Raw genomic sequence first — 19,763 nt, 5'->3', positions numbered from 1 at the left:
CAGTAAGTTGATTTCGCTACGGTTTGGACTATGTTCAGATGGCTATTCTACGTTTGATTGGTTTTGGAAAAAAAGAAGAATTTAAGAAAGTGCTCGCAATTTTAAGGAAGAAAAAGCCTGATAGGACAAGGGCCCTATGAAATTTGTCGTGTACAGAGAGATAAAAAGAAACCGAGGGATCACCTCGGTTTCTTTTATATCGTTATTGACGTTTATTTTTCAACAAATGCACGTTCAATAACATAATCACCCATTACACCCATACGAGGGGATTCAACTAAACCATGTTGGTCAAGTAAAGCAGCCACGTCTTTTAGGAAAGCAGGGCTACCACAAAGCATTGCACGGTCAGTTTCACGATTGAAACGTGGCAAACCAATTTTTTCAAATAATTGACCAGATTCAATTGCGGTTGTAACGCGACCTTGGGTGTGGAAAGGTTCACGAGTCACTGTTGGATAGTAGATTAATTTATCTTTGATACCCAATTCTTCAAAGAACTCATGGTTTGGTAGTTCATTTAAGATTAAATCTTGGTATGCAAGCTCTGATACATAACGCGTACCGTGAACCATGATCACTTTTTCAAATTTTTCATATGTTTCAGGATCACGTAATAAAGCCAAGAATGGTGCTAGTCCTGTACCTGAAGATAACAGATATAGGTTTTTACCTGGCAATAAATCATCATGTACAAGAGTACCTGTAGGTTTTTTAGAAATAAGGATTTCGTCGCCCACTTGTACTTTTTGTAAGATAGAAGTGAGTGGACCATCTTGTACTTTAATTGAGAAGAATTCGAGTTCTTCTTCATAATTCGCACTCGCAATCGAATACGCACGCATTAAAGGCTTACCATTCACTTCAAGTCCGATCATCACAAACTGACCATTTTTAAAACGTAAGCTTGTATCGCGCGTGGTTTTAAAACTGAAAAGCGTGTCATTCCAGTGGTGAACATGAGTAATGCGTTCAACGTTAAAAGCAGCCATTAAAGGTCTCGATCACAGTTAAAAGAAACAGATTGCTATTCTAATCTAAAATCATTCTCTATAAACTGAATATATTTAATTGTGTTTATAAGAAAAAGTGATGAGCAATTCTGTGATCATGCCGATCATCGGTTATATGCATTCTCCTTATCAGGAGAAATTTGGTATCCCAAGACAGCCAAATTTGGTGCAGGTGGAGTCCTATATAGAGTTGTCAGAACCTTATAATGATGTTTCGGCATTTGAGGGAATTGAAGACTTCAGTCATTTATGGTTATTGTGGCAATTCCATGATAATAAAAATACTGATAACTCCTTGAATCAAATGTCTAAATTTCGTCCACAAGTACGTCCACCTAGATTAGGTGGTAATCAAAAAATTGGAGTATTTGCAACGAGGAGTATGTATCGTCCATCTCCTATAGGTCTGTCGGTCGTTCGCTTTTTACGTGTTGAAAAATGTGCTAAGAGTGTTCGAATGTTTGTGATGGGAAGTGATTTACTCAATAAAACTCCAATTTTGGATATTAAACCTTATATCCATTATTCAGATGCTGTGATGGATTCGGTCAGTGGCTATGCGCAAGATGAGCCGATTCGAAAGCGTGTTCTATGGAGCGAATTAGCACAATCGATTAAGCACAAGTTCATTCAAGAGAATGACACTCAGCCGAGAATCTTTGACGAGTTAGAACAAGTTTTATCTTTAGATCCACGGCCTGCTTATCATGATGATGCGAGTCGAATTTATAAAATGAAGTTTTCCACGTTCGATGTGAGTTTTAATGTTGACGATGAAAAGATCAACATATTAAAGCTTGAAACTCTCAATTAGCATTGATATTAGTGTTGTTGCATCCAGAACATGATAATTAACACAGTCATATGTATGATTTGGGCTGGAATAAAAGCAAGAGCAAATTTATATCCTCCTGTTAGCGCAGCGTTGATACTTTTCGCTAAAGCATGAGCAGCAAGTCCGATCATTAATGCAATCATAAGTGTTGTTGCCTGAACGCTATCAGGCTCTGCTTGGACAACGATTGCAGCAATTGCCGCATGTATTTCAAAAAGAGATGCGATTAATGTACCTAAAATCAGACCTGAACTACCAAGCCAAAGGTTGAGAGCATATACCGCTGCTTGAATTGCTGATAAGGCAAAAGTAATAATGATGGCATTTTTGACGCTGAACATGCGGCTGTTATCATTGGTTGCGATTGTTTCACCATCGCCAATAGATGTCCGCATCAAATATAAAGCCCAAATAGATAGAACGATGGTTGAAATGATAGTTGGCAAAAATATGATTTTGAACCAAGCCAAGCTAATGCTTGCAACAATAATGAGCATTTGAATAAGCGTAGATACGCAGGACATCAAGGCAGCACCAGCATTTACATGAGGGTTCGCACCGTTGTTACGAACTTCCATACCCAGATTTGCGATAGTTGCTGTGCTTGAGACAAAACCAGATGCCAAAGCAGAAAAGACGATTGCATTTTTTGATGATAGAAGTCTTTTGGCAAAATGTGCTAATGCTTGTACAAATAGTATGAGGCTTAATAATTTCAAAATTGTATAGGGATTTAATACAGGTCCCCAAAAAGCTTGGTTAGGTACTAAGGGCAGTGCAATCAGTGTTAAAGCCAGTAGTAGCACGCCATCCCTTAATTCACTTTCATTAATCCACTGGTTTGCGAGCCCGTGAAGTGATTGTTTCGCAAAAAGTAGAATGGTCAGCGTCACTGCAAGCCCAGCAGCTAAATTGATATTCCATATGCAAACAGCACCAATGAAATAGGTCATTATGAGTGCAAGTTCAGTCGTCACACCAGGATCATCGGGTTGATTTTTAAGTGATGCAATACTTATAGCACCAATTAAAATTGCCCCCGTAATTCCTATTACTAAATTAAATAAAAAGCACAGTGTTCCTAAAAGAGAGCTAATTGCAAACGTTCTAAAACCAGCAAAGGTTTTGGTCTTATGTTTAGCTTTGCTTTGTTCTCGTTCTAAACCGATCAATAATCCACAACCGAGCGATACAGCAAAGATCATCATTAACTGATTTAAAGCCGTATTTTGTATTGATAAATCAAGTAAATCAGTCATGTCATATCCTTTCGCTTAGAGGATCATCGTTATTGTTTAGGCAAAATTTAGTTGAATTTATATACTTTAAAATTGCATAAATGCATCGCTCTATCTTAACCCTTTTTACTTTTATGGCTAAGTTATCTATATGTTTTTTAAAGTGCATTTAATCATTCTTGAGTCATGAAATGATCTGGGAGATTTCAACAAATCTCTGTTATATTATAGAAATAACTTGGGGTATAACAATGACGTTTAATTTTCAAATCGATATTTTTTGGTGCTTAGAACAATTACAAAAAGATGGACGAATCACTGAACGGGATAAATTATTAGTACAAACAACACATCGTCAAAAAGATGAATTGAAGTGGCATCCTTTACAGTGGGTTGCAAAATTTAATCTGAAAGATCAATTAAATCAAGAAACCATTTTAACACTCAATCGTCTATGTCTATGGTTAGCTGAAAAATCGCATGTTCCTTTGTTTGTCATTGATCCTCTAAAGGCTGATGTGACGGCATTAACCAGTGTTATGTCTCAAGAGTTTGCAGCTCGAAATCATATTTTGGCAGTAGAAGTTCACTCTGATCGCATTTTAATCGGTACAGATCAGCCGTTTATGATGGAATGGAAAAATAATTTAGAAAGAAGTTTGAGCCCAAAAAAAGTTGAAGCTGTACTATTAAATCCAGAACAGCTACAACGTTATTTGATTGAATATTATCAAGTTAGTCGAGCGGTGAGCTCTTCTCAAGGCACAAGTGCTTTTGACCGTGACAATAAGGGGGTCGAAGCTTTACTGCAATTAGGCGATACACAAAACCCTGATGCCAATGACCAGCATATTGTGAAACTGGTTGATTGGGTATTGCAATTCGCGTTTGAGCAGGGTGCAAGTGATATTCATTTGGAGCCTCGCAAAGACAAAGGCAAGGTACGTTTCCGTATTGATGGTGTGTTACATACTATTTATAACATGCCAGCCAATACGCTTACAGCAGTGATTTCCCGTATTAAAATCTTAGGTCGTATGAATGTTGCGGAAAAGCGTAAGCCACAAGATGGACGTTTAAAAACACGTACACCGAAAGGTCAAGAAACGGAATTACGTCTTTCTACGTTGCCAACTGCTTTTGGTGAAAAGTTGGTCATGCGTATTTTTGATCCTGAAGTATTAGTGCGTAGTTTTCAGCAATTAGGATTTGAAGGCCATTTATTACACAGTTGGCAGCAACTGACACAGCATAGCCACGGTATTATCTTGGTGACGGGGCCAACAGGTTCAGGTAAAACCACAACGCTATATTCGTCTTTAAAGCAATTAGCAACTGAACAAGTGAATGTCTGTACCATTGAAGATCCGATTGAAATGTTGGAACCAAGTTTTAACCAGATGCAGGTGAATCCAAATATCGAACTTGGTTTCGCCGATGGTGTTCGTGCACTGATGCGTCAAGATCCTGATATTATCATGGTGGGGGAGATTCGTGATCATGACACCGCGAATATGGCCATTCAAGCAGCATTAACTGGACATTTGGTTCTTTCGACTTTGCATACTAATGATGCACCTTCAAGTCTGACCCGTTTGCATGATTTAGGCGTACAACCATTCTTAACTGCAGCAACGATTTTAGGTGTTCTAGCACAACGTTTGGTGCGCCGACTCTGCCCACTTTGTAAGCAAGAAACGGCAATTAATGAACAAGAGTGGGAGCATCTTACTTTTGATTATATGATGGATATGCCAACGACGATGTATAAAGCAGTTGGATGTGAAGCATGTCGCCATACAGGTTATAAAGGTCGTGTAGGTATTTATGAATTTATGCCAGTAAGTTTAGAGTTGAAGTCTATTATTAGTGCTCATGGCACACTGAATGATCTGAAAGCACAATCCAAGAAAGAAGGTGTTGAGCCACTGCGGATTGCAGGTGCACGCAAAGTCATTGAAGGTGCAACCACGTTAGAAGAGGTATTGCGTGTTGTTCCTTTAAGTTAAGCAAATTATTGATCTTCATATTCACCTCATCTTCATTTGTTTTAAAGAGGTGGTCCCACTTGTTTGATCAAACAAAAAAGCAGTACGCGCTGACATACTGCTATTTCCACGTTTATTATTATGCGGTTGTTATTATATTACTTCGTTAAAATCAGACGATTATTACGCGTTAAACGCAAGCGGTATTCTTCACCCGCATGCATTATGCGTATTTCCCGACCTAAGGCAAAAAGATTATTGGAATGCAACATTGGCAATGATTGAGCTGCATCTGTACTACGTGTAAATAGGTTAAATGGTGCGTTCATTTGTTATGCTCCGTGGTGTGTTTTTTAATGATTTAAATGATAATCATTATCGAATAGACCTGTCAACGTAAATTTCAAGAATTTACAAATTCATTGATTATTGATGTTTTTAATATGTGAAATCGTTGTTAAATTCATTAAAATTGTTGTGAAAAAAATAGAGATATTAGACTGTTATGGCAAAAGCTATAGTTGATGTTGCGATTGCAATTTTACTGCATAAATCTAAAGTGTTAGTGGGTTGGCGACAAGCAGATCAACATCAAGGTAATAAACATGAATTTCCTGGTGGAAAAGTCGAATTAGGGGAATCACCTGAACAAGCTTGTCGTAGAGAGATTTATGAGGAAGTCGGCATTGGTTTAAAAGAGTGGCATCCTTTTGATATTATTCGTCATGAATATGAAGATGTTATTGTTAATTTACATCTTTTTCATGCACACGTACCTGAGGAAATGCTCAATCAAATTCATCAACCTTGGACTTGGTATCAACGCGATCAACTAGCGAGTTTAAACTTTCCGAAGGCAAATGTTGTAATTCTGGAACGCTTAATCTGGTCTCATTTGATTAAGATCAGTGATCAAATTGATGCATTACCACATCATAACTTTCAAATGTATTGGCGCATCCAAACAGCTGAAATTGAACAGATTGAACAGCAGTTAGAGGTTTTAACTGATGAACAATTACAAAAAATTATAATAAATACTGATATTTATCAAAATATGAACATGGTTCTACAGTCTAGAGTGAAGACAATTCATCTTAAACAATCACAATTAATGGCACTTAAAAAAGGTGAATTGATTGTTGGTAAACGTTTTATTGCAGCCTGTCATGATGCTGTTTCATTACAACATGCACAGCATATAGGTTGTGATGCCGTATTTTTGAGTCCTGTGAAAGCGACTGAAACACATCCAAATGTAAAAGTATTGGGTTGGAATGATTTTGCTGCATTAGCTCAGAAGTGTGATATTCCAGTTTTTGCTTTAGGTGGCGTAGCACCTGAAGATTTAGAACAAGCCCAAAAACATCATGCTTATGGGCTTGCAGGGATTCGTCAATTTAGTTCAATTAATTGATCAAACTTGTTATAACGCTTGAATGGCTTTTTTAGCTTCTTGAGCTTTTACTGGATGATTACGTGCTTCGCTTGCTCGGAGCACAATAAACCAAAGTTGTTTTTTCATCGAGTTACTTTGCGCATAGCTTAAACCTCGACGTGCCAAAGCTTCCGCATTTGCATATTGTTTGCGTTGGTCTGCAATCAATGCTAAATACAAATAAGTTTCGGTCGCTTGGGGAGCAATACGTTGAGCTTGAAGAGCATAACGTTCTGCTTCCGCAAGTTGCTGTTGCTTATAAGCGACTTGGGTTTTTTGCATTAATGTTCTAAATGCTGGTAATTGACTCCCATCATTGAACTTTTGTTGTACTTTTTGCTGAGGTACAACCACTGGTACGTTTTGACGCTTTATTTCTTTCTGCTCATACGGCGTAATTTTTACACTCGACGCGGGCGGAGTAATTTTCTTTTTCTGCGTGTTTGACGTACTTGGTGGTTCTCCCAATTTAATTACCACTTTTTTATTTGGAGGCGGTGCTGAATTACAACCTGCAAGCAGCAATATACCAATCACAATCGTTATTTTCTTCATCATGTCCAATCATCCTTGTAACTTAGTTTTCACCGCTATAACTACCGCTCGAAATCACACGTGTAGAATTATGATTGGATAAATCGGTGTCCATTTGATTTTCACTTTCTCGAATATAATTGGTATTAGTAGTGCCATCACCGTAATGATCCCCCTGAGTGTCTTCCTCGGATGGAATATTGGTTGGTTCAACTTCATAATGTGATTGACCGCAGAGAGTTGCACGACGAGGTACAGTTTGTCGAAGTAGGGGAATATACATTGCGCCATCGCAGCCTTGCGCCGATAAATCACCTGTTGCGCTATCTATCCATTGCCATTCTACATTGTCAGTTTGACGAAGATTGACGGGTTCTTGGCGAAGCTGTTTCATTACATTGGTCCAGACAGGTAATGCGCCTGAAGAACCTGTGAGACCAGTAACTTTATTATCGTCCAGACCTAACCAGACGACAGCGACATGATTGCCTGAATAACCAGCGAACCATGAATCGCGTGTATCATTAGTAGTACCAGATTTACCAGCTAAATTTAAGGTTTCAGGTAAGCTGCCATAAGCTGATCGTCCAGTACCTGAACGCATAACTTGTTGCAAACCATAGTTCAAAATATAGGCAGCAGCAGGATCAATCGTTTGTTGAACATTTAAGCTATAACGTTCAAGCAAATGTCCTTTTGCATCAACAACAGTACGAATAGAGCGAGGAGGATATTTGAAACCACCTGTTGCAAAGTTGCCATAAATGCCAAGTACTTCCATTGGGGACATATTTACTGCACCCAAATAGATAGACGGATAAGCTGGAATATTCGAACTGACACCAAATTGTTTTAGCTTATTTGAAAATGTTGATAATCCAAATTCATTTCCTAAACGAACAGCAGATAGGTTGTATGAATTTGCCAAGGCTTGTTGCATAGAAACAACACCGTGTTCACCACCACTATAATTTTTTGGTGTCCAACTTTTATCACCATCAACTGGAATATTAACGGCACTATCTTCAATCGGACTCGCCCACGTATAACGTCCAGATTCGATCGCATTTAGATAAATAATTGGTTTTAACAACGAACCGACTTGACGTTTAGCGTCTAGTGTACGGTTAAAGCCAGTAAAATCTTGGGTTGAACCAACAGCAGCAACCAATTCACCATTCTCAGGATGGGCTACAAGCACAGCACCTTGTAAGTTTTTCAAACGTGCTGGATTTGCTTTTGCTAAACGTTCAACAGAGTCTTTAAAAGCATTTTGAACTTGGGTCTGTGCAATCGGGTCAAGCGTTGTGAAAATTTTCAAGCCTTGATTGGTAATATCACTTTCTTGATATTCTGTACGTAATTGGCGACGTACGATATCAAGGAAATCTGGGAATTTTGCAGGCCCTAAAGTTGGTTTACTCACAATATTTAAAGGACGTGAGATTTCATCTTGATATTCTGTTTCAGATAAATAGCCCATCACCATCATATTGTTTAATACAACATCACGGCGCCTTTTAGCCGCTTCAGGATTACGCCAAGGATTATATAAAGTTGGACCCTGTACTAAACCAACCAAAAAGGCTTGTTGGGAAATATTCAATTCACTCAGAGGTAAACCAAAATAGAATTGTGAAGCTAAGCCATAACCGTTAATTGAGTAATTACCATTTTGACCTAAATTTACTTCATTTAAATAGGCTTCTAGAATTTCATCTTTGCTGTAATGTAGCTCAATCAACAACGCCATAAGCGCTTCATTGACTTTACGTTTGAGCGTTTTTTCTGGTGAAAGATAGAAATTTTTAACTAATTGTTGGGTTAATGTCGAGCCACCTTGACGTCGACCACCGGTTGCATTACTGACTAAGGCACGTGCTGTACCTCGAATAGAAACACCATGATGGTGATAAAAATTTCGGTCTTCTGTTGAAATTAATGCTTCAATTAGTGTTTTTGGTACTTTATTTAGCTTAATGAGGACACGGTCTTCATTATGTTGTGGATAGATACCACCAATTAATAGAGGTTCTAAACGAGCAATGCCTGTGCTCGAAGGTTTAGTGGAACGAATTTCACCGACTTGACCTTGATTGAAAGCAATCTCAAGCACCTGTTCAGGTTCATTACTATCACCATAGTCAAAACCACGTGTATGAACATACATTTGGTTGCCTTGAATGATGTAACTTCCTGACTTTTCATAGTTCGTGGTATTTTTATAGCCCAGTAATTTTAATTCTTGGACAAAATTATCTTGAGTAATGGGTGCATTCGCATAGATTTCTAATGGACGAGCAAATACCTTGGCAGGAATATCCCAACGCTGACCTTCAAATTTATTGCGAATAATATTATCCAAACGGATCAGATAGATACTAAAGGCAATAAACACACCAATCACTAAAATTGAAAAAATTAGTGCTAGAAAACCAATACCACGTTCACACTTCATAGACTTGCGTTAAAACCGAAACAATGTGAGTAATGATGCGATAGCTTATTGTCATTTTGCAATCATAAAACTGTGAATAAATAGCAACATGCAATAAAAACTTTCAGAAGGTGTTGACATTAATCGTATAAAAAAACAACGAATGGACATTTTTATACTTTTTAATCAATCATCAACGAAAATTTGATTGTTAATGATATGATAGTCAATAGTCGCGGTGGAGCTGAGTTATTCGTGCAAATTTCACATAAATCCTTTCGAAATATTGGTCTAATTGGGCGACCAGATAAGAATTCTGTAGTAGAAACGTTATGTTTAATTCATGATCATTTGATCACTTTAGGCTTAAATCCCGTTTTTGATCAGGAAACAGCCAAACTTGTACCTTATAGTTATGGTCAGACCGTGAGCCGTAATTTATTAGGTGAAGTAGTGGATTTGGTGATCGTTGTGGGTGGCGACGGTTCTTTACTTCATGCGGCACGTGCTTTAGTCAGATACAATACACCCGTTATTGGGATTAACCGTGGTCGACTCGGATTCTTAACTGATATTAAGCCGGCAGAAGCAATTTTTAAACTGGATCAGGTACTACAAGGTCAATTTCAACTCGATCGACGTTTCTTGCTAGAAATGGAAGTTCGCACCAATAACGAAACCATTTATGATGCAATTGCCTTGAATGATGTGGTGTTACACTCAGGTAAATCGGTTCATATGATTGATTTTGAGCTGAGTATTGATGGGCAATATGTTTATCGTCAGCACAGTGATGGTTTAATTGTCTCAACACCAACAGGCTCGACCGCTTATTCGCTTTCAGGCGGTGGACCAATCCTACACCCAAGTATGGATGCGATCGCACTCGTACCAATGCATCCACATACATTATCATCTCGTCCAATCGTTGTCGGTGGGCAAAGTGAGATTAAGATCACCATCCGTGAAAATCGTGTCTTACCGATGGTGAGTGCGGATGGACAACATAGTGTTGCATTAAATGTAGGTGATACGGTGCATATTCGTAAACATCCGTTTAAACTAAGCTTATTACATCCACCTGGTTATGATTTTTATATGGCTTGCCGTACTAAACTGGGCTGGAATCAAGATTTTGAATCTTTTCAACAGGATGACTCATGAATATTGAACAAATGCTCGCTATTTTAAATCCTGAAATTGTTGAGCGTCTGAAAACTGCTGTTGAAATTGGTAAATGGCCAAATGGTATTGCATTGACCAAAGAGCAACGTGAAATTTGTATGCAAGCCGTGTATGCATGGGAAATGGAAAATTTACCGAAAGAACAGCGTAGTGGTTATATCGACCGAGGTACGAAAGAAGAAGGTGAAGAGTGTGATGATGATCATCACAAAAATGAGCCTGAATTTAAGCCGATAAGGTTTGTTTGATTAATTTCTACAAGTAGTATTTAAAGCGATGATTTTAATAAAGTCATCGTTTTTTATTACGCTGTCTATTATTGACGTAATGTCTTTAAATAAAATACTGATTACTTTAACGAATAATTTAATGGTTGCTCTTTATATATTTTATTTTTAGGATCAAAAAGATATAGTTTTGTAGAAAAGGTGATTTAAAAAATCACCTTATTTATTTTTTGGTTTAAAAACGATTGTTCCAAAGCGCTTTCGCTTTAATCATTGCTTCATCATAACTATTCACAGCACCCATCGTATACAAAGCGATTCCCATGGTTTCGATCACTGCCATTTCGCCATATTCATGCTTTTGCTCACCGAGCCAAACTGCTTTAAATACTGCAAGATCAAGTTCTTCTTCAATCGGACTACGGTCAGGTGTTAATTTTGGTAGCTCATGTTCATATAGCTCACCATTTTTAATCCCACAAATTAAGGTTTTGGCATCAGGATTACGCTCAAACTCACCACCTTCACCTTTGATCACAGCACTATTTTGATAGCCTAAACGAAAAGCGGTGTGTTGATGAGAAGTCCGATAAGCAGGGTGGAAAATTGCCTGTAAAGTCGCTTTGGCGTTAAACGGATTAATCAAACGGGCAAGGGTGTGAATTGGAGAACGTAAGCCCATCACATTGCGGAGTGAAATCAATTCACTCAGAATTGGTGAAATGGCTTCAAGTGGCAAAAATGCAAAATTATGTTGTTCAAGTTGTTTACGGACATCTTGCTCATTCTCACAAATAGAATAGCCTAAGTATTGTAAAACTTGTTCCGTATAAACACGGTTAATGGTATGACCCGATGCGCCGTGCATCACAATTCTATAGCCATGATGAGCCAGTGTTAATGCCGCCAATAAAAACCACGGATAGTGCTTACGCTTGCCTGCATATGATGACCAGTCAAGATCGACATCAAGTGGCTGAAAATTGAGTTGATCACGTGTTGCTTGAACAAAACCAGCCAATTCATCGACAGATTCTTCCTTAACACGTAAAAGCATTAAGAATGCACCCAACTGAACATCCAAGACTTCATCTTTTAAAATCATGCTAAATGCTTGATAGGCTTCTTCATAACTGAGCGAACGAGAACCTGTTTTCCCTTTACCCAAGATACGAACATACTGAGCAAAGGGGTGTTCTACAGTTTTATAAATATTTCGTTTTGTATTCATGATCGTATGAGAAATCTTCGCCAACAATAAAAGGAATATGACATAAAAGTGACGTATTTAGCGTAAAAAAATATGAGGAGCTGTCTAATCAATAAACAATTAGCGTTTGCTTATGAGAGTGCAAACAAAATTATTGACCGAATCAGTCTAGTGATTTGATGCAAACGGAACATGACATCCAATCTAAAAATCATTAGCATGGCTGCAAATCGAATTTTTAAAAACAATGAAAGCGAAAGGAAATAATGATGTTAGCTTACGATGCAGATTTGGAACTCTTCCGTGATAACTTTAAACGTTTTATGAGCGAGCAAATTGCACCTCATTATGATCAGTGGGAACGCGAAGGCATTATGCCACGTTCAGTTTGGTCTTCATTGGGTGAAAATGGCTTTCTCTGTGTAGATGTACCAGAAGAATATGGTGGTTATGGTGTACCAACCCATTATTCATTAATGTTAGTTGAAGAATCTGCACGTGCGGGTTATTGCGCATTATCAACAGCGATTTCTTGTCATTCTGAAATTGCGGCACCGTATATTCAACATATCGGAACTGAAGAACAAAAGCAGTACTGGTTGCCAAAAATGGTTTCTGGCGAAGTTGTTGGTGCGATTGGTATGACTGAGCCAGGAGCTGGTTCTGATTTACAGGCAATGCGTACTAATGCAATTTTGCAAGATGATCATTATGTGTTAAACGGTTCAAAAACTTTTATTTCAAATGGTCAGCATGCTGACGTTGTTGTTCTAGCAGTCAAAACTGATCCACAAGCACGTGCTAAAGGTGTGTCTTTATTATTGGTTGATACACATTTGGAAGGCTTTAAAAAGGGCACGAACTTAGATAAAATTGGTCTGCATTCACAAGATACCTCTGAACTTTTCTTTGATAATGTGAAAGTACCTAAAGACCAGTTATTGGGCAATGCAGGTTCAGGTTTTGCTTACTTGATGCAGGAATTACCACGTGAGCGTACTGCAATCGCAGCGACCTCTTTGGGTGCAATCCGTGGTGCAATTGATTTAGCAACAGCTTATGTAAAAGAACGCCAAGCATTTGGTCAAGCAATTGCTAACTTCCAGAACACACGTTTTGTCTTAGCTCAAGCAAAAATTGATGAATTAGCAACAGCAGCTTTCTATAACCAAAACGTTGCTTTGTATAATGAAGGCAAGTTGGATGTAGAAACCGCAGCGGCATTAAAGAGCTTTAGTACCGATATGCAAATGAAAGTAGCCGATAATTTACTTCAATTATTTGGTGGCTATGGCTATATGACAGAATATCCAATTTCACGTTTCTTCGTTGATGCGCGTATCCAACGTATTTATGGTGGTACCAACGAAATTATGAAAGAAATCGTTGCACGTGGATTGATTGGTAAGTCTTAAGCACAAAAATCATCTCTATTTAGCAGATGATTTCAGACTGAATCAATAAATTTGATTCAGTCTTTTTAGTTGGAGTGATGTTTTTAAGATCAAGGAGTGACTGGATTATCAAATAATGCGGAACAACTTTTATGATCTATACAACCTGCCAACATAATCCCTTTGGGTAAACTGGCATAGAGATTAGTTAAATGCTGCTCTGCTGGATGTTGGTAATTCCAGAACAAGAAATGCTTTGAACGTTGCTGATTAAAGTTTTGATAGAAGTTATTCTGCTTCTGCAAGGATTCAGCGTCTGGTGTTGGACTTCGACCATGTTCATGTGTACCCACTGTGGTCATCAGCATTGGTTGTGCAAAAGACAATGTTGTGCCAATGAGCAGAGAAAAAGTCAAAATACCAAATTGTTTAATCATAATTTATTTGCGAACATTAAAATTTTGCTAGCAAAATATAATGAAAATCATTATCAATAAAGTTTGGTAATAAAAAGAGTTAAAACTCAGCGTGTTTAATAGTTTAAAGTGTTGTTATACTAGCTCGGATAATCAATTCACAGATGAATTGTAATCCATTCTTATAGATGATTTTGCTGAGGCTGCATTCCAATGGTAAACGATGGACAAAACACATCGAATTCACTTAATTTAGAACAAATTCGTAACGATATTGATAGTGTTGATCAACAAATCCAAGAGTTACTTAATCGCCGTGCAACGCTTGCAGAAGCGGTAGCCAAAGCGAAGTTTGCATCCGAAGAAAATCCGCTGTTTTATCGTCCAGAACGTGAAGCTCAGGTGTTACGTAAAGTCATGGAACGTAATCAAGGTCCATTGTCTGATGCGACGATGGCACGTTTATTTCGTGAAATCATGTCCGCTTGTTTAGCACTTGAAGCACCTCAAAGCATTGCATTTCTAGGTCCTGAAGGTACATATACGCATTCAGCTGTGCTAAAACATTTTGGTAAAGATGCAGTTGTGCGCCCATTGCCAACGATTGATGAAGTGTTCCGTGAAGTTGAAGCTGGTGGTGCGCATTATGGTGTTGTTCCAGTTGAGAATTCATCAGAAGGTATCGTAAACCACACTTTAGATTGCTTTAAATCATCTACTTTAAATGTGATTGGTGAAGTAGAACTTCGCATTCATCATCAATTTCTCGTATCTGAAAATACTCGTAAAGACAGCATTAAACAGATTTATGCACATCAACAAACCCTTGCTCAATGTCGCAAATGGTTAGATGCGCATTATCCAGGTGTAGAGCGTGTAGCGCTTAATTCAAATGCGGAAGCTGCTCGCCGTATTCGTAATGAGTGGCATTCTGCCGCTATTGCTTCAGATATTGCTGCAAGTATGTATAACTTAGAGATATTACATAGCAACATTGAAGATAACCCTGAAAATACGACTCGTTTCCTTGTGATTGGTCGCGAGAAAATTCCACAAAGTGGTAATGATAAAACGTCTTTACTGATTTCTGCACATGATCGTGCGGGTGCTTTATTGGAAATCCTTGCGCCATTTGCCAAACATAAAATTAGTTTGACTAGTATTGAAACTCGTCCAGCGCTTCCTGAGAAATGGGCTTATGTTTTCTTCATTGATTTGGAAGGGCATATTGATCAAGAAAATGTAGCCGCAGCATTGGATGAAATTCGACCTAATGTAAAAGAATTGCGAGTATTGGGTTCATATCCTATCGCTGTTTTATAGTTCAATTTATTTTAAATCCGTTCCAGTCTCCCTTTTTAAAGGGAGATACTTTCCGATCTTTTTTGAAAGAGAGGTTAGAGAGATTTTCAGATAGGCAAAAATGTTTTATGTCTCAACCATTATTTAAGAAAGTTGCATTTATTGGGCTTGGGCTGATAGGGTCGAGTCTTGCTCGTGTGATTGTGGCAGAACAGCTTGCTGGTCAAATTGTTGCGTCAACACGCTCAAAAAAAACATTAGAAGATGCCAAAACACTAGGGCTTATTCAATACGGTTATGCAACACCTGAAGAAGCTGTTCAAGATGCAGATTTAATTGTTTTAGCCTTACCTGTCAGAGCGACGCAAAAAGTACTTGAACAGATCAAACCTTACCTAACTGAAAATGTCATTATCACAGATGTTGGTAGTACTAAAGGTAATGTGGTTGAAGCTGCTAAAGCGGTCTTTGGTGAAAATTTACCTATAGGTTTTGTACCAGGACATCCAATTGCAGGTGCAGAACATACAGGTGTGCATGCGGGTAAAGTTGATTTATTTGCCAATCATAAAGTGATTTTGACGCCACTACCGACTAGTGCAGATTGGGCTGTTGAGAAGTTGATTCAACTATGGTCTGCTGCAAAAGCAGAAGTTATATGCATGGATGTGAAGAAGCATGATGAAGTGCTTGCACATACAAGCCACTTACCACATTTAATGGCATTTAATTTGGTTGAGCAACTTGCAAACCGTGAAGATAATTTAGATATTTTTCGCTATGCTGCAGGTGGTTTTCGTGATTTCTCACGTATCGCAGCAAGTGATCCTCAGATGTGGCATGACATTTTCTTTGCCAATAAAACTGCAATCTTGAATGCTGTAGAGGGTTTTGAACAGCAATTGTCGATTTTAAAGAAATTGATTGCACAGGAAGATTCGCAAGCGTTGATGGGACTGCTCGGGCATGCTCAAGCAGCACGTCAGCACTTTAACCATATGTTGGCCAAAAAACCTTTGATGGAGAAAAACAAGGTGACACAGCAATTTACCATTTTACCGGGAAAGAAAACATTTACAGGTAAATTCACCGTACCGGGTGACAAGTCTGTGTCACATCGCTCAATCATGTTTGGTGCGATTGCAGAAGGCACAACTCATGTAACAGGTTTTTTGGAAGGCGAAGATGCACTTGCAACTTTGCAGGCTTTCCGTGATATGGGTGTGAGCATTGAAGGGCCTAAGAATGGTGAAGTCACGATTCATGGCGTGGGTATGCAAGGCTTAAAAGCACCAGCGAGCGCGTTGTATATGGGTAACTCTGGTACTAGTATGCGTTTGCTATCAGGTATGTTGTCTGCACAAAAATTTGACTCGGTGATGACAGGTGATGCGTCATTGTCGAAACGTCCAATGGAGCGTATTGCTAAGCCACTTCGTGAAATGGGTGCACAAATCCAAACCACAGGTGAAAAAGGTACGCCACCAGTGAGTATCACGGGTAGTCAAGTCCTTAAAGGGATTCAATACGATTTACCAATGGCATCAGCTCAGGTGAAATCAGGAATTTTATTGGCAGGCTTATGGGCTGCTGGTGAAACTTCAGTGACGGAACCTGAACCGACCCGTGATCATACTGAACGTATGCTGCGTGCTTTCGGTTATGATGTTAAAACTGAAGGAAATAAAATCTCGCTTGTGGGTGGTGGTAAATTAGTTGGTACAGATATTCAAGTGCCTTCGGATATTTCATCTGCGGCATTCTTTATGGTGGGTGCGGCTATTACAGAAGGTGCAGATGTTGTCCTTGAAGCAGTGGGCATCAACCCAACCCGTACTGGCGTGATCGAAATTCTCAAGCAAATGGGCGCTGATCTGACTGTTGAGAATGAACGTATTGCAGGCGGTGAACCGATTGCAGATATTCATATCAAAGGTTCAAGAACATTGAAGGGCATTCATATGCCTGAAGATCAAGTACCTTTAGCAATTGATGAATTCCCAGTATTATTCATTGCGGCTGCATGTGCAGAAGGTCAAACCGTATTAACGGGTGCAGCTGAACTTCGTGTCAAAGAGTCTGACCGTATTCAAGTCATGGCTGATGGCTTGAAAATCATGGGCATTGATTGTACGCCAACAGAAGATGGTATCATCATTGAAGGTAAAGGCAAGTCAGGTGACTGGTCGGCAATCTTTGCTGGTGGTGAAATTGAATCTCACCATGACCATCGTATTGCCATGAGTTTCAGTATCGCAGGTTTACGTACTTCTGGTAACATCACGATTCATGGTACGGAAACGGTTGCAACTAGTTTTCCAACCTTTACTGAGCTAGCAAACTCAGCAGGTTTAGATTTACAAGTCGTAAATCAGTAAACGAATTGAGAAATGCAGCATTTAGAATAGCTAAATGCTGCATTTTTTATTTGTTTATACATAAAAATAAGTTGTTAGGTGCAAACATAAAACGTATAAATAATGAAAATGATGAGTTTGGCCATATACATATCTAATTAGGTCTAAATTTATCAATTTAGTAAAATAAGTAAGACAATCGTCTAATCAATTAAAGAAAATTGTATATATAATCATTCTTACCGTACGAGTCGATTTTATGCTGCGATCCAGCTAAAAAAATAAAAATAGAGGGAATACCATGAAAACATTGCAATTTATAGCAGATTGCCCTAAACATGGGGTAATTATCATCCACCAAATGAATGCTATATCACGCAAGAATATGTTGCAGCGCTACTCTATAAACAATTAGAACATTATTCTCTGTGAAATCTCTGCCAATTCACAGCAAAAATAAGCTTGGTTTGAACGAATCGAAACGCAAAGTATTATCCGACAGTTGGCTCAAGCCGTAGAAAATAGCTTAAAAGCAGAGCATAGCTTTTCTCAATTTGTATGGAAAAGCTAAGACGATTTTGTCAATAAAATCTTAAATAAAGTGATTTAAGCATCGCCATTTAGGTGTATGGTGTATATTTGTTTAAACACTTTATTTGAGAGTATTGGTGCATGATACAGGTCGATTTTTCTAAATTATCTCCACAAGTAGTTTGGCGACATTTTGAGACCTTATGTACAATTCCTCGACCATCTAAACATGAACAACGATTAAGACAGCATTTAAAAGATTGGGCAGAACAGCGCAATTTGGAAACCTATGTCGATAACATTGGTAACCTAATTATTCGAAAAGCGGCAACTACGGGTAAAGAACAGGCTGCTGGTGTGATTTTGCAAGGTCATCTGGATATGGTGACACAAGCCAATCGTGGTACCCAGCATGATTTTTTTAAAGATCCAATTCAACCAGTCTTAAAAGATGGTTGGCTGATTGCTGAAAATACCACATTAGGTGCAGATAATGGGATTGGCGTTGCACTTGCGCTGGCTGTGTTAGAATCCAGCGATATCACGCACGGGCCAATCGAAGTTCTGCTAACTATTGATGAAGAAGCAGGAATGAGTGGCGCTCGTTTACTTGAGTCAGGCGTGTTAACTGGACAGTGGTTATTTAATATTGATACCGAAGAATGGGGCGAGTTGTATCTTGGCTGCGCGGGCAGTATTGACCTAGAAGTGGGACAGACACTTGAATATGAAACAGCACCAAGTGATTTAATCTTTGTAGATTTACTGGTATCAGCTTTGAAAGGTGGTCACTCTGGGGTTGATATTCATTTAGGTCGTGGGAATGCCAATGTCATTCTAGCCCATTTCCTCAATGATTATTTGGCACCATCCAATGGCCGACTGGTTGAGTTTGTCGGTGGATCGGCACGCAATGCCATCCCGCGTGAAGCTGTGGCAACTATTGCAATTAAAGCAGAGCAATTACCCGCGTTGGAAAATGCCGTTGCTGTGGCACAAACTGAATGGCAACAAAAGTTACAGAACATTGATGATCAGCTACAGATCATCTTACAGCAAAATGCTAACCCGATAAATGAAGTTATAACATTGCAGCAACAGCAAGCTTGGTTGCAAGCATTGGCAAGTTGTCCATACGGGATTGCCCAGTGGAGTAGCGCTTTAGCTGATGTGGTTGAGACTTCGAATAATATTGGTGTGGTCAAATTGACCAAAGATGAAGCGAAAACCTTAATTATGGTTCGTTCGATGGTGAATCAAGAAGCAGTAGCATTTGCTCAAAAGATTCAACAGCACTTTGCCAGTTTTGAAATTCAATCTGAATTAACGCCTTTAGTATCAGGTTGGACACCGAATCCAGAATCGGCTGCATTAAAGTGCTTACAACAGGCTTATCAATCTGCATTTGATATTGAACCTAATCTAAAAGTCATTCATGCAGGTTTGGAGTGTGGCATTATTGCGGAACATTATCCTGATTTACAGATGGTGTCGTTTGGCCCTGATATTCAAGGGGCGCATGCACCAGGTGAGCGTGTGAAAGTAGATACTGTAGATAAATGCTGGAAGTTACTGGTGACTGCACTAGAAAGTGTGAAGTAACGAATTAATCCTGAGATCAGACCGATCATCCTGTCTTGGTCTGATCAATCAGTGAT

15 protein-coding genes and 3 pseudogenes are annotated in these 19,763 nt (G+C 38.8%); 11 read left to right on the top strand and 7 right to left on the bottom strand.

What is annotated here, in order from left to right:
* Nucleotides 1-11: 11 nt before the first annotated feature.
* Nucleotides 12-140 (top strand): annotated as a pseudogene (locus CDG56_RS03670) (IS4 family transposase); the annotation flags it as partial.
* Between the two features lie 72 nt (nucleotides 141-212).
* Here the strand turns inward: CDG56_RS03670 and CDG56_RS03665 are convergent.
* Nucleotides 213-992 carry a ferredoxin--NADP reductase gene (locus tag CDG56_RS03665; RefSeq protein WP_005159755.1) on the bottom strand — a complete coding sequence of 260 codons (780 nt, stop codon included), beginning with the start codon at nucleotides 990-992 and terminating at the stop codon, nucleotides 213-215.
* A 118-nt stretch (nucleotides 993-1,110) separates the two neighbouring features.
* Between CDG56_RS03665 and tsaA the strand changes: the two genes are divergently transcribed.
* A complete protein-coding gene (tsaA, locus tag CDG56_RS03660; protein WP_087546962.1) occupies nucleotides 1,111-1,827 on the top strand; it encodes a tRNA (N6-threonylcarbamoyladenosine(37)-N6)-methyltransferase TrmO in 717 nt (238 codons plus the stop codon).
* 8 nt (nucleotides 1,828-1,835) lie between these two features.
* Here the strand turns inward: tsaA and CDG56_RS03655 are convergent, their stop codons facing one another.
* Nucleotides 1,836-3,056, bottom strand: a complete 1,221-nt coding sequence (locus CDG56_RS03655) for an MgtC/SapB family protein (RefSeq protein WP_413772780.1) — start codon at nucleotides 3,054-3,056, stop codon at nucleotides 1,836-1,838.
* A gap of 281 nt (nucleotides 3,057-3,337) precedes the next feature.
* On the opposite strand from CDG56_RS03655, the gene CDG56_RS03650 reads away from it, so the two are divergent.
* Complete coding sequence (locus CDG56_RS03650; protein ID WP_087546957.1) at nucleotides 3,338-5,095, top strand: GspE/PulE family protein; 1,758 nt, start codon at nucleotides 3,338-3,340, stop codon at nucleotides 5,093-5,095.
* 137 nt (nucleotides 5,096-5,232) lie between these two features.
* Here CDG56_RS03650 and hemP read toward each other — a convergent pair whose 3' ends face one another.
* Nucleotides 5,233-5,403: a hemin uptake protein HemP gene (gene hemP / locus CDG56_RS03645; RefSeq protein ID WP_004661888.1), complete on the bottom strand. Its 171-nt coding sequence runs from the start codon at nucleotides 5,401-5,403 to the stop codon at nucleotides 5,233-5,235.
* 176 nt (nucleotides 5,404-5,579) lie between these two features.
* Between hemP and CDG56_RS03640 the strand changes: the two genes are divergently transcribed.
* Nucleotides 5,580-6,491, top strand: coding sequence for a thiamine phosphate synthase (locus CDG56_RS03640; protein WP_087545305.1), 912 nt, complete (start codon nucleotides 5,580-5,582; stop codon nucleotides 6,489-6,491).
* Nucleotides 6,492-6,500: 9 nt separating this feature from the next.
* Here the strand turns inward: CDG56_RS03640 and CDG56_RS03635 are convergent, their stop codons facing one another.
* Together CDG56_RS03635 and mrcB are read right to left on the bottom strand one after the other, a co-directional pair.
* The gene (locus CDG56_RS03635) at nucleotides 6,501-7,070 is read right to left on the bottom strand and encodes a tetratricopeptide repeat protein (protein ID WP_087546956.1); all 570 of its coding nucleotides are present in this window, start codon (nucleotides 7,068-7,070) and stop codon (nucleotides 6,501-6,503) included.
* 19 nt (nucleotides 7,071-7,089) lie between these two features.
* The gene (mrcB, locus tag CDG56_RS03630; RefSeq protein WP_087546955.1) at nucleotides 7,090-9,504 is read right to left on the bottom strand and encodes a penicillin-binding protein 1B; all 2,415 of its coding nucleotides are present in this window, start codon (nucleotides 9,502-9,504) and stop codon (nucleotides 7,090-7,092) included.
* 234 nt (nucleotides 9,505-9,738) lie between these two features.
* On the opposite strand from mrcB, the gene CDG56_RS03620 reads away from it, so the two are divergent.
* On the top strand, nucleotides 9,739-10,647 hold the full coding sequence (locus CDG56_RS03620; protein ID WP_034601775.1) for an NAD(+) kinase: 909 nt from the start codon (nucleotides 9,739-9,741) through the stop codon (nucleotides 10,645-10,647).
* Nucleotides 10,644-10,916 carry a YeaC family protein gene (locus CDG56_RS03615; protein ID WP_005159772.1) on the top strand — a complete coding sequence of 91 codons (273 nt, stop codon included), beginning with the start codon at nucleotides 10,644-10,646 and terminating at the stop codon, nucleotides 10,914-10,916. The genes CDG56_RS03620 and CDG56_RS03615 overlap by 4 nt, the downstream gene beginning before the upstream one ends.
* A gap of 214 nt (nucleotides 10,917-11,130) precedes the next feature.
* Here the strand turns inward: CDG56_RS03615 and CDG56_RS03610 are convergent, their stop codons facing one another.
* Nucleotides 11,131-12,126, bottom strand: coding sequence for a glycosyl transferase family protein (locus CDG56_RS03610; RefSeq protein WP_087546954.1), 996 nt, complete (start codon nucleotides 12,124-12,126; stop codon nucleotides 11,131-11,133).
* Nucleotides 12,127-12,374: 248 nt separating this feature from the next.
* On the opposite strand from CDG56_RS03610, the gene CDG56_RS03605 reads away from it, so the two are divergent.
* Complete coding sequence (locus CDG56_RS03605; protein WP_087546953.1) at nucleotides 12,375-13,520, top strand: acyl-CoA dehydrogenase family protein; 1,146 nt, start codon at nucleotides 12,375-12,377, stop codon at nucleotides 13,518-13,520.
* An 89-nt stretch (nucleotides 13,521-13,609) separates the two neighbouring features.
* On the opposite strand, the pseudogene CDG56_RS03600 reads toward CDG56_RS03605, so the two are convergent.
* A pseudogene (locus tag CDG56_RS03600) lies at nucleotides 13,610-13,867 on the bottom strand (alpha/beta hydrolase); the annotation flags it as partial.
* A gap of 261 nt (nucleotides 13,868-14,128) precedes the next feature.
* On the opposite strand from CDG56_RS03600, the gene pheA reads away from it, so the two are divergent.
* The 4 genes and pseudogenes from pheA to pepD all read left to right on the top strand — a co-directional run bounded on the left by pheA (nucleotide 14,129) and on the right by pepD (nucleotide 19,707).
* Entirely contained in the window at nucleotides 14,129-15,238 is a 1,110-nt protein-coding gene (gene pheA / locus CDG56_RS03595) for a prephenate dehydratase (RefSeq protein WP_087546952.1), read from the top strand.
* A gap of 107 nt (nucleotides 15,239-15,345) precedes the next feature.
* The gene (locus CDG56_RS03590) at nucleotides 15,346-17,595 is read left to right on the top strand and encodes a bifunctional prephenate dehydrogenase/3-phosphoshikimate 1-carboxyvinyltransferase (RefSeq protein ID WP_087546951.1); all 2,250 of its coding nucleotides are present in this window, start codon (nucleotides 15,346-15,348) and stop codon (nucleotides 17,593-17,595) included.
* A 280-nt stretch (nucleotides 17,596-17,875) separates the two neighbouring features.
* Nucleotides 17,876-18,145, top strand: a pseudogene (locus CDG56_RS03585) (hypothetical protein).
* Between the two features lie 101 nt (nucleotides 18,146-18,246).
* Nucleotides 18,247-19,707, top strand: coding sequence for a beta-Ala-His dipeptidase (gene pepD, locus CDG56_RS03580; protein WP_087546950.1), 1,461 nt, complete (start codon nucleotides 18,247-18,249; stop codon nucleotides 19,705-19,707).
* The last annotated feature ends 56 nt before the right edge of the window (nucleotides 19,708-19,763 follow it).

The organism is Acinetobacter sp. WCHA39, from assembly GCF_002165385.1.
Taxonomy (GTDB): domain Bacteria; phylum Pseudomonadota; class Gammaproteobacteria; order Pseudomonadales; family Moraxellaceae; genus Acinetobacter.
The sequence above is the reverse complement of the archived record's forward strand: the minus strand, read 5'-3'. Positions and strand labels throughout refer to the sequence as shown.

Coding starts and splice junctions, on each gene's coding strand:
- CDG56_RS03665 (WP_005159755.1), bottom strand. CDS start 992: ATGGCTGCTTTTAACGTTGAACGCATTACTCATGTTCACCACTGGAAT.
- tsaA (WP_087546962.1), top strand. CDS start 1,111: ATGCCGATCATCGGTTATATGCATTCTCCTTATCAGGAGAAATTTGGT.
- CDG56_RS03655 (WP_413772780.1), bottom strand. CDS start 3,056: ATGATGATCTTTGCTGTATCGCTCGGTTGTGGATTATTGATCGGTTTA.
- CDG56_RS03650 (WP_087546957.1), top strand. CDS start 3,338: ATGACGTTTAATTTTCAAATCGATATTTTTTGGTGCTTAGAACAATTA.
- hemP (WP_004661888.1), bottom strand. CDS start 5,403: ATGAACGCACCATTTAACCTATTTACACGTAGTACAGATGCAGCTCAA.
- CDG56_RS03640 (WP_087545305.1), top strand. CDS start 5,580: ATGGCAAAAGCTATAGTTGATGTTGCGATTGCAATTTTACTGCATAAA.
- CDG56_RS03635 (WP_087546956.1), bottom strand. CDS start 7,070: ATGATGAAGAAAATAACGATTGTGATTGGTATATTGCTGCTTGCAGGT.
- mrcB (WP_087546955.1), bottom strand. CDS start 9,504: ATGAAGTGTGAACGTGGTATTGGTTTTCTAGCACTAATTTTTTCAATT.
- CDG56_RS03615 (WP_005159772.1), top strand. CDS start 10,644: ATGAATATTGAACAAATGCTCGCTATTTTAAATCCTGAAATTGTTGAG.
- CDG56_RS03610 (WP_087546954.1), bottom strand. CDS start 12,126: ATGAATACAAAACGAAATATTTATAAAACTGTAGAACACCCCTTTGCT.
- CDG56_RS03605 (WP_087546953.1), top strand. CDS start 12,375: ATGTTAGCTTACGATGCAGATTTGGAACTCTTCCGTGATAACTTTAAA.
- pheA (WP_087546952.1), top strand. CDS start 14,129: ATGGTAAACGATGGACAAAACACATCGAATTCACTTAATTTAGAACAA.
- CDG56_RS03590 (WP_087546951.1), top strand. CDS start 15,346: ATGTCTCAACCATTATTTAAGAAAGTTGCATTTATTGGGCTTGGGCTG.
- pepD (WP_087546950.1), top strand. CDS start 18,247: ATGATACAGGTCGATTTTTCTAAATTATCTCCACAAGTAGTTTGGCGA.